Raw genomic sequence first — 13,568 nt, 5'->3', positions numbered from 1 at the left:
AAACGAAACAACGCCTTGGAATTTATCCAAGGCGTTGCTTGCTATCAGGCAAAAAGATCTTTATCAAGTATCATTTCCTTCTCGAGATGACTGGCGCGAATACCAAATTTAGGTTTCAATTGACCAATTTCTTCACCAAGCAAGAGCTTAATTCCCAGGTATGGCAGGTTAAGACCTGTTAAGCAGCTAAAATGCATTCCCCCGCTCATTCGCGGATTAATTTCAAGCAGCTTAGGGACACCTTGACTATATTTCACCTGGATATTAAAGATATACGGTATATGATAATGTTGATGAAACCTTTGGGCAAGCTGAATCAGCTCATGATGATCAATGATTTCTCTTATTCTTCCTTCCCCTTTCATCCTTGGAATTGCTGCATACAACTGCTCTGTCGAAGCTACACAGTCAATACTGAATTCCGGACCATCTAAATACTCTAACACCATCAGATCAGGGAAAACCTCTTGCTGACTTAAAATTTCACAGGCGTAATGATACGAGAGCCGGCGGCTGCTCGCCCTTCTAAAAAGCTGGTCGATGCTTTCTATGTCATCCTCAATGACGCGGAAACCCGTTGCCCCTTCACCCACAACAGGTTTAATACAAACTGTATGTCCCTTTGCCCGTAAACTTTCATAGGCTGATTGGAAATCTTTACTATTATTAACAACGTAAAAATCAGGTATCGAAACCAGTTCTGCGCCATCCTCTTCCTTCTGCAGGATAGAGTGGTAGGCAGCTGCCTTATTATCCAAGGTTTCCATTAAGTCAGAATCAGGACAAACCAGCACCTTAACACCTATGTTTTCAAAATCAGCGAGCCTTTTGGATATGAGAACATTTTCTTTCCTCGGAATGAAAATATCTATCTTATGCTTCTGACAAAATGCAAGACAAAACTCTATATATTCCTCACCAGATACAGTGGGTTCTGTAAAAGCATAATCACAATACTGCAAATAGAGTGCGTCCTTATTCGAATGAGTGCCAAAAATTTCAAACCGCCGCCCCTCATCATTCGAACGAATCAACTCCATAAAATGCGTAACCGTCGTAAACCATCTATTAAACCAAATCCTCATAAGCAACCTCTTTCTCGTTGAATTCAAAATGAAAAACCTTAACCATTATAGGTCTATAAAATCCATTTTATACATTTTCCGCCTGCAACCATGTATAAATGAGTGAATAAATGATGATATAATGTATAAATGGTGACAGGCACCGAAAGTAGCAGCGATAAAGGGGGTAGCTTATATGTGCGGACGTTTCACGTTGACTGCCACGGTTGATCAGTTGATTGATCGGTTTGATATTGAAAATTTTCTTCTGGAGGAGGAGTACTTTCCGAGTTATAATGTGGCTCCTTCTCAGTCGGTGTTAGCGGTGATAAATGATGGCTCTCGGAATAAGATGGGGTTTTTACGCTGGGGGTTAATTCCTCCCTGGGCGAAGGATATGTCAATCGGTTATAAAATGATTAATGCACGTGCCGAGACCTTAACGGAGAAACCAAGCTTTCGAAATGCTTATCAAAAAAAACGATGCTTGATTGTGGCGGATAGTTTTTATGAATGGAAGAAGCTTGATCATAAAACAAAAATTCCTATGAGAATAAAACTTAAATCGAATGACTTATTTGCAATGGCCGGAGTTTGGGAGAAATGGGAATCACCTGATGGGAAATCGATTTATTCCTGCTCTGTAATTACCACGAGTCCTAATGAATTAGTCCAAGATATTCACGACCGGATGCCTGTGATATTAAAACCAGAAGATGAAAAATATTGGCTAGATCCTTCCATTACTGACACTGCTAAGCTCCATCCCTTACTAAAACCATTGGATCATACGATAATGGAATCGTATGAAGTCAGTTCATTGGTTAATTCACCGAAAAACAATTCAATTGAATTGATACAAAAAATCTGCTAATTCAACAAAAAATGCCTGACCTGCCAGAGGTCAGGCATTTTCTATACAAGTGCGATGGTTGCATTAATTTTCATAACAAAGGTCATGATGGCCGTCATATTTAAATTCGATGTGTCCTCTGTGATTCCATTTACCTTTTTAACAATTTGCCTTTCAATAAAGTTCATTTTACTGACTAAGAATTCTCCGCCAAAAATACCATTAGCGATGGATATTTTCCTTACTTCCTCAGGGAAGGCAGCGTCAAATTGTTCAAGTGCTGTTTCTCCATCATGCCAACAGCAAAGGAAAAGACCCAATTTTTTTGTTAGCAGTTCATCATGGTGCTTTGCGATATAATGCTTTATTTTCCCTTGAATACTTCCTGCATGGATGGAGCCGCCAATGATTACGAAGTCATATTCACGTACATCAAAGGTAATTTTATCCCGTTTCAAATCAACTGCCAGGACTTCTCCTTCCATCCACTCACTCACCAATTGGACAGCTTTTTCTGTTGTGCCATGAGACGAGCAATAAACAATCAATGTCTTCATAAATCATCCTACCCTCCATGGAAATGTTTTTACACCATTAAGGACGAAAATCATCCCGTCGGACTTTTGTTTTCTTACTACCATTATAAGACAGCTATCAGCCATATCCCTGAAAAATATTGGCAATATTTCTACAATTTATCCACCTAATGAAGCCATTTCATTGTCTGCCTCTAAACCCATGTGCTGGAATAAAATAGCTAACCCAAAATAAAATGATCATGAGGTGATAAAATTGAATTTCATTCCCTTACCAATGATCTTGTCAGGACCGATTGTTCGGAGAGCAGAACCTAATCAAATAACAATTTGGATTGCGACAAGTAAAAGTTACCGAATTCATGCTGAGATTTGTCGTATCACTTCAAGTAATGAAACTAGTTCGTTTGATTATGAAAGTATCCAAACAAAATGTGAAACGAAAAGGATACGGATGGGTAAACAACTGTTTATTCATATAATTCACCTCTCCCCTTATCGTGATACCTTCCCAGCCGATACCTTACTCGGGTACAATATTCATTTTCAGCGAGGCTCTGAACTTCAAGACTTACGTTCAATAGGGTTACTATCGCAGGATAATCCCGAATCCATCACCTACGGTAACCTTGACTACCCTACCCTATTTCTCAACAGCTCCGCACAACGTTGCAATGTACTCTATGGTTCATGTCGAAAACCACATGGCGATGATGAGGATACCCTCTCCACTGCCGACATTTTACTAGAAAGGGAATATAATAATTTACTGGTTCGGCCAAGTACATTATTTCTTATGGGAGACCAGATTTATGCAGATGATGTTGCAGATCCATTGTTTCCCGTCATTGCTAAACTAAGCGAGGCATTAATTGGTGCGAGAGAGCCCCTCGAATTAATAGATGCACGGCTAAACCAAGAGCCCTTCAAAACGGCATTGAACCAAGTCAACGGCAGGCAATATATTTTGGAAAAGTTTTGTCATTTTACCACTTCCCATGGGAGCAATCACCTAATGAAATTCGGAGAGTATGCAGCCATGTATCTGCTCTCATGGAGCCCGCAGCTATGGGAAACTGCACAAGAATATGGACTTTTCGAACATTACGATGGCTGTGTTAAAAAGAATCAGATTTATTTTGTTTTTCCAAAAGAGGATAGGTATCAAAAGGAAAACAAAAACGAAGAAATTCGGCTTAGAAATCGCTTTACGGAGCACCAGGAGGCACTGATTTCTTTTCAGCATTCTCTTTATCGTATTCGACGTCTTCTTGCAAACATACCAACATACATGATTTTTGATGACCATGACATCACCGATGATTGGAACCTATCCTTTAGGTGGAAGGAAAATGTTAAAAACTCCGCATTAGGGAGCCATGTTGTAGGCAATGGTTTATCCGCATATTGGGCTTTTCAAGGATGGGGGAATGCCCCACAATCCTTTAATGATAAATTCCTTTGGCGGATGAAAACTTATTTTAAAATGTTAAGCGTTGGAAAAATTACCTATCAAGAAGAATGGAAAAACACCTTATGGAACTTTGACTCTTGGCATTTTGTGGCACCAACAAATCCAAAAGCGATCTTCTTGGACACACGTACACAAAGAGAATACAGCCAGGAGCCAAGACCAGAGAAATTTGGGCAACTTATTGAGGAAACCATCTGGGCTCCAAAGCTGATTAGTCAAGAAGGCTGGGGGCGTGTAACCCACAGTCTGTTTGAAAGTGAATGGAAAAGCGGCAGCCCTTTAATGATTATTTCCGCCACACCCTTATATGGACTGGGCCTTATTGAAACGTTTTTACATGATTATGTCTATCCTTTAAGAGTATTGGGCGTTAATGTGCATACCAAATTTGATTTTGAAGCATGGAAGTATAATGGCAAAGGATTTACTGAATTCCTCGAACAGGTAGCAGCATGGAAACCTAACCGCTGTATTATTTTATCTGGAGATGTTCATTATGCCTCTGCAGTTAAAGCGGCTGTTTCCTTTCAAAATGGTCAAAAACTTACCATTCACCAATTTACCAGTTCTCCACTGAAAAATATGAGTTTCGGAGGTCTGTGGGGTATCTTGATGAAACAAATAATGGCCCTGAATGCTATCAAAAGAAAAAACAACGAAATTCAACGTGTCTGCACTCCCTCTTATAACATTCAAGAAGTCGGAAAAAGTATTGCATCAAATCCATATTTATGGAGGGATATCGTAAGCTATCAAACATTAGAAAATAATTCTATTATGGAAACGAATAACAACCTCGGCCTACTCATGATTAGAAGAATAGCAATAAAAAACTACCTGCTTAATCATCATCACAAATTCATACAACCATGAAAAAATAGTGCTCCACTATATGTGGCAGCACTATTTTTCAATGATTTCTCCTGTTTCCGTAATAAAGAAAACCTTCGCCTGTTCGTTCATTTCAGTTTCATAATACCTGACTTCCATTAATACAGGAAAATCTGCCTCCTGTAAAAATTGACTAAGCTTTTTCATTTTTTGTATTTCATTTTTTTGATTCACTTGTGCCCAATTTGCTTTTATATCGATTGGTATAGAGGTGGAGAGTGTCGAAATGTTTGTTTCTTCATAGGAAGGTATATTCACACCAAAGAGTTCCGCTTTGTCCTTAATTTGGAGTGCTTTAAACATTCCTTCATCCAATTCTGGAAAGAGTTCTTTGATTTGTGCTTTAAGGCTCTTTGCTAACTCACTATCCCACATAACCTTTGGATAATTATCCGAATAGCCAAGAGCAGAGTCCATATCTTCCTCAATGATAAACAAGAGGTTCGAGTGCTGTGTAGGGTAGGCATATCCCTGGTATGTTTCGCTTAAAAAATTGTAATTCAATTTAGTAAGAACAAATTCTGTATGGTATTTATCCTTAATGTAGTTTTTCATATTTTCTTCATGTTGTTGTTTGGTCCAAGGTGTTCCATAAAACACTGTATAAGCGTATACACTAAAAGAAAGGATAAGTCCAGCAAATACCATTAGGATTATTTTCGTTGCCCTTATATCTCCTCACCTCTATAATTTTCAGAATATTATAATTATAATATACTCCATACTAATTTCTTATTCCTTCTAGAAATAATTGGTAGTGGAATAAAAAAAGACGTACATAAAGTACGGCTTGATGAACCTGCTATTTCTTCATTAATTTTTGGATAGTTACGAGAACTTCGTCTAAAACTTCATGGTCTCCTTCTTGTATTCTCTCAATTACACATGTTTTCAGATGTCCTTCTAACAAAATTTTTGCCACACTATTCAGTGCAGATTGTGTTGCGGAAATTTGCGTGATCACATCATCGCAATAGGTGTCCTTTTCAATCATTCCTTTAATTCCGCGAATTTGCCCTTCAATGCGATTGAGCCTTGTAACAAGATTACTTTTCACCTTATCAGAATGATGACTTTTACGGTGACTGCCCTCCGTATTACAGCAAGATTCTTCGATCATTTCTTCCTCAGATTTATGTTCAAAAGACATTCCATCACCTCATTTTTTGTTATTATATCATACCCCCCTATCGTAAAGCGATAGCTCAACCTTGAAAGTAAAAAAGAAACTGACAAGCGTGCGTCAGTTTCTTTTCTTTTTCAAGTTACCCTATTTTTTCAACAGATTCGGCTTCTGGATACTTATATTCATGTTCCCAGAAATCAGCATCTTTAATCCCTAATTTTACCGGATCAAACACGGGATCTTTTCCGTCTTTTAATTGAGCTTCATAGTCCTTTAGAACTTTCATAGCAGGTTTCGTTAAAAGAAGAATGGCAATCAGGTTTAACCAAGCCATTGCTCCAACACCAACATCCCCTAGAGCCCAGGCAAGACCTGCTTCTTTGACGCAGCCGTAGTAGACCATGCCTAAAATAACAAATTTCAGGACATATTCCGTCCATTGATTCTTATTTTTTCTAATATAGGCAAGATTCGTTTCTGCCATATAATAGTAAGCCATAATCGTTGTAAAGGCGAAGAACAACAATGCAATGGCTACAAATGGTGCACCAAATCCTGGTAATACAGACTCAACTGCCGCTTGTGTATATCCAGGACCCGCTTCAACTTCAGTCAGGTTTGTAACAATTGGTTCTTTCCCTTCAGGAGTTACATTATACATTCCTGTCATGAGGATCATAAAGGCTGTTGCCGTACAAACAAACCAAGTATCAATATAAACGGAGAAGGCTTGAACAATCCCTTGTTTAGCAGGATGTGATACTTCCGCAGCTGCTGCTGCATGAGGTCCAGTACCCTGTCCGGCTTCATTGGAGTATATACCACGTTTTACTCCCCAAGAGATAGCGGCACCTAAAATTCCCCCATATGCTGCATTTCCGCCAAATGCACTTGAGAAGATTAAAGAAAGGACTTCTGGTATTTGAGAAAAATTTGCAAATGTAATGATTAGAGCAACAATAATATAACCAACAGCCATAAATGGTACAACAAATTCAGCTGTTCGTGCAATACGTTTTACTCCTCCAAAAATAATTGCAGCTAAAACTAACATTAATACGATACCTGTAATACTTGTATTGATGCCGAAAGCATTATCGATACTGACAGCGATACTATTTGCTTGTACCCCAGGTAAAAGGGCTCCCGTCGCAATAACTGTTACAATCGCAAATAATACGGCATACCATTTAAGCTTCAGCCCTTTTTCTATGTAGTAAGCTGGACCGCCTCGAAATTGTCCGTCTTGTTTTGACTTATATACCTGACCAAGTGTGGATTCTATGAAGGCTGAACCAGCACCTAAAAACGCGATTAACCACATCCAAAAAACGGCCCCTGGCCCCCCAAATGCAATCGCAGTGGCAACACCTGCAATATTTCCTGTACCAACCCTGCCGGACAATGCAAGGTTTAACGCCTGAAAGGATGAAATTCCAGCTTCGGATTTTTGACCTTTAAACGTTAGCCTAAAAATATCCTTCATATGCCTGATTTGAAGAAACCGAGTTGATAACGTGTAAAATAAACCTACCCCTAAACATAAATAAATAAGTGCCTGGCTCCAAATAATTCCATTCAACCAATTTACAAATCCTTCCAAGTAAATCCCCCTTTTCATCTTTGTTGTTTTCTATTATATAACAGCTCGTTTATAAAATGAAAGAATTTTTTGAATAATCCGTTAGGTTTTCTTACATAAAATAGTAAAAGCCTATTACCAAATGAAGTAATAGGCACTTTTTCTTATTTAATTCCCAGTTTTTCTTCCATAAAAGATTCTAAGAATTTAAGTTTGTTGTTTCCGACTCCAAATGGCACAAGGAGCTCATTAGCTTCATCATCTTTCTTCATTTTATCCATTTCTCTATGCAGCTTCTCCATTTTCCGGTCCAAAAGCCCCGCCATTTCTGCAGTGGATTTTAATTCATCCAGCATTTTTTTAGGAATTTCCTTATTATATTTATAATAGATTTTATGCTCTAAGCTTGCCCAGAAATCCATCGCAATGGTGCGGATTTGAATCTCAACCATAATTTGTTCCTCACGGTCGGACATAAAGATTGGAATCTCCACAATCATATGCAGACTTTGGTACCCATTCGGTTTTGGGTTTTTTATATAATCCTTATATTCTATAATACGGACGTCTTTTTGATTCGCAATCATCCTGCTTATCTCATAAATATCCGAAATGAATGAGCAGGTAATCCTTATTCCAGCTATATCTTTAATATTTGTTTTAATACTTTCTAGATTAAATTCACAATCTTTTCTTTGTACTTTTTTAAAAATACTCTCAGGTGATTTTAACCGTGATTTTACATGTTCTATTGGGTTGTAATCATGAATATAATTGAATTCATCTTTTAGTATATTGATCTTTGTCGTCATTTCATCGAGGGCAAATTTATAAGCCATCATAAAACGAGTCAGTTCAATTTTAATTGTTTTTAAATAATTCAAATCAAGGGTCTTTTCCATTCCCAGTGTTTACATCCTTTCAAAAATCATTACTCTACTTCGTCTGCTTCAGTTTCGTTTTCAGTTTCATTTAATTGTAACTTTTTGATCTCTTCTGGTGGAAAAATGATTCGGCAAATTACTTTTGCTACTTCACGATAATCGGTCACGTTCCCACATTGGTTCATTTTATCAGGTGCATGCTCGGCCAAAGTCATCAGCGACCATGTAACTGTATTTAAATCTAAATCTTTCCAAGTTAGACCCTTCTCATATGCCTTTGTTAATCCTAAAAGAATTCTAGTAAATATCTTCCGTTTTGCCGCTGCTAACACCACAGCAAATTCAGTGTCCTTTGCCAATAATTCAGGAAGCAATCGCTGCATTCCCATTTCCTTAATCCGTTTATCATGTGCCTCTAACAGGGACGCCAGCATGCTTTCCGGATCTGAGTCACTCCATTTTGGTTCAGGCGGCATTAACATCTCGATTTGATTCTCTAACAGAGACATTAATAGCTGTCGTTTATCCGAAAAGTACCGATAAAAAGTCCCAGTCGCTACCCCTGCATGTGCTGCGATTTCCTTTGCCGTGGTATGCTCATACCCTTTTGTGATAAATAATTCTTGACCACTTTTTAGCAACAAATCTCGTTTAAGCTGGGCACGTTCCTGCTTCGGAATTAATGGAAACTCACCCACCAGCTGGTCTTCTCGGTCTGACATTTTTCTCACCTCATTGCTATTATAACACAAAACACAAATATTGAACCCTAGTTCATGTTTCCATTGACAGAATCTCTTAATCATGTAATACTTGAACTATAGTTCATGTTATTTCAATGGATGTTCACACCCCTTGGCATTGATTGTAGATAACATGAACAAATTATTTATTTTTGGTTTTTTTGAGACTTTTTACTCGCTTTTTTTGTTTTTATTCATATATAATATTTTATAATTAACTTTGGAAGGTGTTGATTAATATGGCAAACCAATCTGATAAAAAAGATATCTCAATCAACTCAAGCGTTTCACTAAAGGGAATTGTAAAAGCCATTTTCAACGATACCGTACACGTACAAATTGGCGGCAAGATTATTACTTTGCCTAAAGCCGATTTCCTGTTAGATAAATCTATGAATTAAAAAAGAAATCATTTAGAAAGCCCATTGCAGCAGATGCAATGGGCTTTCTTTTCGGTTGGATGTGTTAAAGTTTATGGTTGATTTTAATAATTTTTAGAAAATAGACGGAGTAATTCCGCTCAATTAATAATTCCCACTAAAAAAAGCTCAAATAAACGGAGAGATTCCGCCTATTGGCTTGGAATTTTCAAAAATAAGAGGTTTTGCTTTACATAACCGGAAACCGTCCGCTAGCTATCCCCAAACAGGCTCCATTGTGCATTTTCCCGGAAAGTCTCCGCCTATTTTACTTAGGCTGGCTTCTGGAGCGCAAATCAACAGCATTATATAACACAGTCTTTCGGTTAAATAACATTACAAGCTCTTAATGGAAGGATATGGCTCCTATTTTAAGGATGTAAGAGTTATATCCGCGACTTTCTACGTCACCCTCATTGACGCCGAGATATGCCGTTTTTTCGACTTTGTAACGAAAAATCTTCAGTGCTATCATTATTATTGTATTAACAAAAAAGCCGTAATGAACGGTAAAAACCGGAGGGATTCATTATCCATTATTTGAAAATGAAGTACACAAATGAAATGGAAAAAGGTTTGTTAAGTGCACATGGAGTATGTTATGAAGTCTACAAACGTAAATTAAATGTGAGAATGGAAGTTGAAAAACGACGTGAGCTGGACCATCTAATATGTAAACGGCTTAGCGCAGATTTTGACGGAAGATTACACTCTTAAATAGATAGAAGGAGCCTCCATAATGGACGCTCCTTAAATTTTCACCGTAATAGGCTGATCGTTTTATAATTTGGTCTTGTGATCATACGCATTAGATAGGCAGACTCATCAGCGTTTTCTTTTCTCTTTCCGTTTAAAAATTTAATAATGGTCTTTGAATCTCTAATTCCAATTCCATGTCCATAGAATTTATCATTTCCCAAAAAAATTACATTTTCTGCCCGCCACCACGGCTGCTTTGGGTCAAAATCTGGGTTCTTAAAATGTAAAACATCTCCAATAAGAAAATCCTCTCCATCTTTTTGATAAATAGGAAGATCTTCATCAAACTGCCAATCCATTAAGTATAGTCGGCTAAAATACGTATTAAAAGCCCTCGGTCCAATCGAATATAGGGCAGCAATGTACAAAACAATGGCAATCGCGGTAGAACATTCAAAGGCATAGAGCTCCCCATTTTTCACTATATCTTCAATTCCTTCGGAAGGATCGATTCCCTCCCGTAAAAGAAACCCTCCGTTTGGCAAGCGATACCAGTATTTTCTGTTCGGAAAAGAATAAGTGAAGGTCGTAAACTTTGCCCCGCTTTTGTTTAATGCATTTGCTGCTTTTACTGTATTCACTCTAAAAAGCAACTCAAATTTCAGCTGTTGAATAGATTCATAATAATAGATCACAGGGTACCTCGCCAATTCATTTACCATTACCTTTTGCTCGCTGCTAGCAATTTCATTACTAAGCTCCTCAGGCTTGAGTATCCGACCATTTAAACTAATCATTTGATACCTCCTCTTTTACACCATATGACTCTATTTCTGGATACATGCAGGAGGCCAATTAGAAAAAGCCAAATCCATACTTAGGACCTGACTCGGGTAATGAAGTTTATTTATTTCTGAAAAAATGAACAATCAATCCGCCCACAATCGAGCCAATGGCGGTAATTCCAAAGATGATAAAATAAAGACGCTCCGCTAAATCGGCCATTCCCTCACCAGGAAAAAACTCTGCCTTTCCATAAAAAGCAATGGCAGCTAGAAATAAAACAAATGATGGCGCCCAAACAATCCAGCTTGGTTTAATCTTTATTAATAAAAACGGAATGACCAACCCGATAAGAAAAAACACAAAGAACAGCATAACCTCAACCCTTCCAGCACCTTTTATTCATTAGACGAATAAATTGCAGCTTTCGTTCCGAATCAGAGTTTACAGGCCAAGCCCATTTTTTCTCCGTAAATACTATAGAAAGAAAACGATAACCTATCTTGCTTTATACCAAAAAGAAACCCCTCTTGCCTTATAGACAAGAGGGGAAGATTTAAGCAATTGATTCGTGTTTCATCAATTTCACAATTTCTAATAATTTAATGTGGTAACCGTCAATTTCAACAACCTTAAATTCATAATCACCATATTCAATTTTATCACCTTCGACTACATCCATTTTTTCGGAAAGAATCCATCCACCAATGGTATCCATTTCCTCATCATGAATATCAAGACCAAATAAATCGTTTACTTCATCAATTAGAACTTTCCCATCCACAACTGTTTTATGCTCACTGATTTTATTAATTTCCGGTACTTCGTCTTCGTCAAATTCATCACGAATTTCCCCGACAATCTCTTCCAGAATATCCTCAACCGTAACTAAACCAGCTGTACCGCCATATTCATCCATTAAAATTGCCATATGAACGCGATCTTTCTGCATTTTAACTAACAAATCATGAATGGCAATTGATTCGATAACCTGAATCACCGGACGTGTATATTCTTCAATTGAAGTATCGAGGTTTTTACCGCTAATATAATCAGTCAATACTTCCTTCATATTCAACATACCGACTATGTTATCTTTTTCACCATCAATAACCGGATATCTTGTATAATTTTCTGCTTTCACAATTTCCAAACATTCTTCTAATGTTTGTGATTTGTCAAAAGCGACGATTTCCGTACGCGGCACCATAATTTCTTTTGCGATACGATCGTCAAACTCAAAGATATTATTTACATATTTGTATTCAGACTGATTGATTTCACCGCTTTTGTAGCTTTCAGAGATAATTAATTGAAGTTCTTCTTCTGAGTGCGCGTCTTCATATTCTGAAGCAGGCTTCAAACCAAAGAGTCCAACAATGATACGCGCAGAACCATTTAACGTTTTAATAAATGGATACATTATTTTATAAAAAATGATCATTGGTTTTGCAAAAAATAATGTAACTGCCTCTGCTTTATTAATCGCAATCGTTTTGGGTGCAAGTTCACCAACTACAACGTGCAAAAAGGTTACGGACGCAAAAGCAATAACAAAAGATAAGATTCCTGCTGCTGATTCAGGTATGTTTAAATGTGTAAACAATGGATGTAGTAAATGTTCAACGGTTGGTTCACCCAGCCAACCTAATCCTAAAGCCGTAACAGTAATACCTAATTGACAAGCAGATAAATATTCATCTAAATTTGAAACAATTTTCTTAGCCGCAATTGCTTTTTTATCGCCTTCTCCTACGAGCTGATCAATTCGTGTACTACGGATTTTTACGATGGCAAATTCGAAAGACACGAAGAATGCCGTAAAGCCAATTAAAATAGCAATCACAATCAAGTTAATAATGGTCAATGGTCTCCTTACTCAAAGAATGAGTAAGGAATACACCTCCTGGTTTTTGTAAATGTAAGTTAACTTAGTAATAATAATAAGGTTTGAGCTAAAGGTACACCTTGAGAAGATAATTTATTTCTAACCATTTCTTTCTGTCCGCTGTTTAGTTTGTCAAGAATTGGTTCGATTGCTTCAATTTCTTCCTTTAGGTGACGCATTAGGATCCCAATCTGTTCAAAATGCTTTTCTACCTTTTGCTTATCCACACAGTTTTCCATCTTAATTAATTCAATTGAAGATTTTATCTCCTCAAGTGGCATATTAAGATTTTTATAGTGTTCAATTAAATGCATGATTTGAATACAGTCTTCTCCGTACAATCGATAATTAGAGTCCGTCCGAATAGGGTTAAGTAAGCCTATTTGGGTGTAATAATCGATTGTTCTTTTAGAGATATTCATTAATTTCGCTATTTCACCAATACGATACAACTTCCCAACCTACTCACCCCTTTCTATTATTATATAATACTACCATAACCAAAACTGTACAGTCAACGTAGTAGTTTTTACTATAAAATTTGGCCTGTTGATTTCCACTCCACTAAGGAAAGCTTCTTTGAATAATCACCGCAGTGACATGCGTTCTTTGCCTGACACGAGGCA

15 protein-coding genes are annotated in these 13,568 nt (G+C 37.4%); 4 read left to right on the top strand and 11 right to left on the bottom strand.

The window, feature by feature from the left end; all coding sequences use genetic code 11:
- Positions 1 to 44: 44 nt before the first annotated feature.
- Positions 45 to 1,085 (bottom strand): ATP-grasp domain-containing protein, encoded by a 1,041-nt coding sequence (locus BANA01_RS07380; RefSeq protein WP_063252337.1) that lies wholly within the window; start codon positions 1,083 to 1,085, stop codon positions 45 to 47.
- A gap of 175 nt (positions 1,086 to 1,260) precedes the next feature.
- Here BANA01_RS07380 and BANA01_RS07375 point away from each other — a divergent pair, with 175 nt between their 5' ends.
- Positions 1,261 to 1,938, top strand: coding sequence for an SOS response-associated peptidase (locus BANA01_RS07375; protein ID WP_063252335.1), 678 nt, complete (start codon positions 1,261 to 1,263; stop codon positions 1,936 to 1,938).
- A gap of 41 nt (positions 1,939 to 1,979) precedes the next feature.
- Here the strand turns inward: BANA01_RS07375 and BANA01_RS07370 are convergent, their stop codons facing one another.
- Complete coding sequence (locus BANA01_RS07370) at positions 1,980 to 2,474, bottom strand: flavodoxin domain-containing protein (RefSeq protein WP_063252333.1); 495 nt, start codon at positions 2,472 to 2,474, stop codon at positions 1,980 to 1,982.
- A 235-nt stretch (positions 2,475 to 2,709) separates the two neighbouring features.
- Here BANA01_RS07370 and BANA01_RS07365 point away from each other — a divergent pair, with 235 nt between their 5' ends.
- A complete protein-coding gene (locus BANA01_RS07365) occupies positions 2,710 to 4,800 on the top strand; it encodes a metallophosphoesterase family protein (protein WP_235847077.1) in 2,091 nt (696 codons plus the stop codon).
- 30 nt (positions 4,801 to 4,830) lie between these two features.
- On the opposite strand, the gene BANA01_RS07360 is transcribed toward BANA01_RS07365, so the two are convergent.
- The 5 genes from BANA01_RS07360 to BANA01_RS07340 form a co-directional block, all read right to left on the bottom strand.
- Positions 4,831 to 5,472, bottom strand: coding sequence for a YfjL-like protein (locus tag BANA01_RS07360; RefSeq protein ID WP_477497683.1), 642 nt, complete (start codon positions 5,470 to 5,472; stop codon positions 4,831 to 4,833).
- 148 nt (positions 5,473 to 5,620) lie between these two features.
- On the bottom strand, positions 5,621 to 5,968 hold the full coding sequence (locus BANA01_RS07355; RefSeq protein ID WP_034673066.1) for a metal-sensitive transcriptional regulator: 348 nt from the start codon (positions 5,966 to 5,968) through the stop codon (positions 5,621 to 5,623).
- A 115-nt stretch (positions 5,969 to 6,083) separates the two neighbouring features.
- Positions 6,084 to 7,547, bottom strand: a complete 1,464-nt coding sequence (locus tag BANA01_RS07350) for an alanine/glycine:cation symporter family protein (RefSeq protein WP_157411738.1) — start codon at positions 7,545 to 7,547, stop codon at positions 6,084 to 6,086.
- A 143-nt stretch (positions 7,548 to 7,690) separates the two neighbouring features.
- Positions 7,691 to 8,428 (bottom strand): GTP pyrophosphokinase, encoded by a 738-nt coding sequence (locus BANA01_RS07345; protein ID WP_034673060.1) that lies wholly within the window; start codon positions 8,426 to 8,428, stop codon positions 7,691 to 7,693.
- Positions 8,429 to 8,457: 29 nt separating this feature from the next.
- Entirely contained in the window at positions 8,458 to 9,132 is a 675-nt protein-coding gene (locus BANA01_RS07340) for a TetR/AcrR family transcriptional regulator (RefSeq protein ID WP_034673063.1), read from the bottom strand.
- A gap of 260 nt (positions 9,133 to 9,392) precedes the next feature.
- Between BANA01_RS07340 and BANA01_RS29840 the strand changes: the two genes are divergently transcribed.
- Both BANA01_RS29840 and BANA01_RS29835 read left to right on the top strand, forming a co-directional pair.
- Positions 9,393 to 9,554, top strand: coding sequence for a hypothetical protein (locus BANA01_RS29840; protein WP_169803660.1), 162 nt, complete (start codon positions 9,393 to 9,395; stop codon positions 9,552 to 9,554).
- A 564-nt stretch (positions 9,555 to 10,118) separates the two neighbouring features.
- Positions 10,119 to 10,289: a YuzK family famiily protein gene (locus BANA01_RS29835; protein ID WP_169803658.1), complete on the top strand. Its 171-nt coding sequence runs from the start codon at positions 10,119 to 10,121 to the stop codon at positions 10,287 to 10,289.
- Positions 10,290 to 10,330: 41 nt separating this feature from the next.
- Here the strand turns inward: BANA01_RS29835 and BANA01_RS07335 are convergent, their stop codons facing one another.
- From BANA01_RS07335 to BANA01_RS07320, 4 genes are all read right to left on the bottom strand, one after another.
- Positions 10,331 to 11,068 carry a protein-glutamine gamma-glutamyltransferase gene (locus BANA01_RS07335; RefSeq protein WP_063252331.1) on the bottom strand — a complete coding sequence of 246 codons (738 nt, stop codon included), beginning with the start codon at positions 11,066 to 11,068 and terminating at the stop codon, positions 10,331 to 10,333.
- Between the two features lie 106 nt (positions 11,069 to 11,174).
- Positions 11,175 to 11,429 (bottom strand): hypothetical protein, encoded by a 255-nt coding sequence (locus tag BANA01_RS07330; protein WP_063252329.1) that lies wholly within the window; start codon positions 11,427 to 11,429, stop codon positions 11,175 to 11,177.
- Between the two features lie 181 nt (positions 11,430 to 11,610).
- A complete protein-coding gene (locus BANA01_RS07325; RefSeq protein ID WP_063252327.1) occupies positions 11,611 to 12,921 on the bottom strand; it encodes a hemolysin family protein in 1,311 nt (436 codons plus the stop codon).
- 59 nt (positions 12,922 to 12,980) lie between these two features.
- Positions 12,981 to 13,394: a MerR family transcriptional regulator gene (locus BANA01_RS07320; RefSeq protein WP_063252324.1), complete on the bottom strand. Its 414-nt coding sequence runs from the start codon at positions 13,392 to 13,394 to the stop codon at positions 12,981 to 12,983.
- Positions 13,395 to 13,568 lie beyond the last annotated feature (174 nt).

Source organism: Neobacillus niacini NBRC 15566 (assembly GCF_001591505.1).
In the GTDB taxonomy this organism is placed as follows: Bacteria; Bacillota; Bacilli; order Bacillales; family Cytobacillaceae; genus Neobacillus; species Neobacillus niacini.
Note: the sequence above shows the minus strand (reverse complement) of the source record. Positions and strands in the feature narration are given on the sequence as shown.

Bases quoted from the DNA above. Each gene is read 5' to 3' on its own strand.
- BANA01_RS07330 (WP_063252329.1), bottom strand. From the start codon at position 11,429: ATGCTGTTCTTTGTGTTTTTTCTTATCGGGTTGGTCATTCCGTTTTTA.
- BANA01_RS07380 (WP_063252337.1), bottom strand. From the start codon at position 1,085: ATGAGGATTTGGTTTAATAGATGGTTTACGACGGTTACGCATTTTATG.
- BANA01_RS07335 (WP_063252331.1), bottom strand. From the start codon at position 11,068: ATGATTAGTTTAAATGGTCGGATACTCAAGCCTGAGGAGCTTAGTAAT.
- BANA01_RS07370 (WP_063252333.1), bottom strand. From the start codon at position 2,474: ATGAAGACATTGATTGTTTATTGCTCGTCTCATGGCACAACAGAAAAA.
- BANA01_RS07340 (WP_034673063.1), bottom strand. From the start codon at position 9,132: ATGTCAGACCGAGAAGACCAGCTGGTGGGTGAGTTTCCATTAATTCCG.
- BANA01_RS29835 (WP_169803658.1), top strand. From the start codon at position 10,119: ATGAAGTACACAAATGAAATGGAAAAAGGTTTGTTAAGTGCACATGGA.
- BANA01_RS07345 (WP_034673060.1), bottom strand. From the start codon at position 8,428: ATGGAAAAGACCCTTGATTTGAATTATTTAAAAACAATTAAAATTGAA.
- BANA01_RS29840 (WP_169803660.1), top strand. From the start codon at position 9,393: ATGGCAAACCAATCTGATAAAAAAGATATCTCAATCAACTCAAGCGTT.
- BANA01_RS07355 (WP_034673066.1), bottom strand. From the start codon at position 5,968: ATGTCTTTTGAACATAAATCTGAGGAAGAAATGATCGAAGAATCTTGC.
- BANA01_RS07375 (WP_063252335.1), top strand. From the start codon at position 1,261: ATGTGCGGACGTTTCACGTTGACTGCCACGGTTGATCAGTTGATTGAT.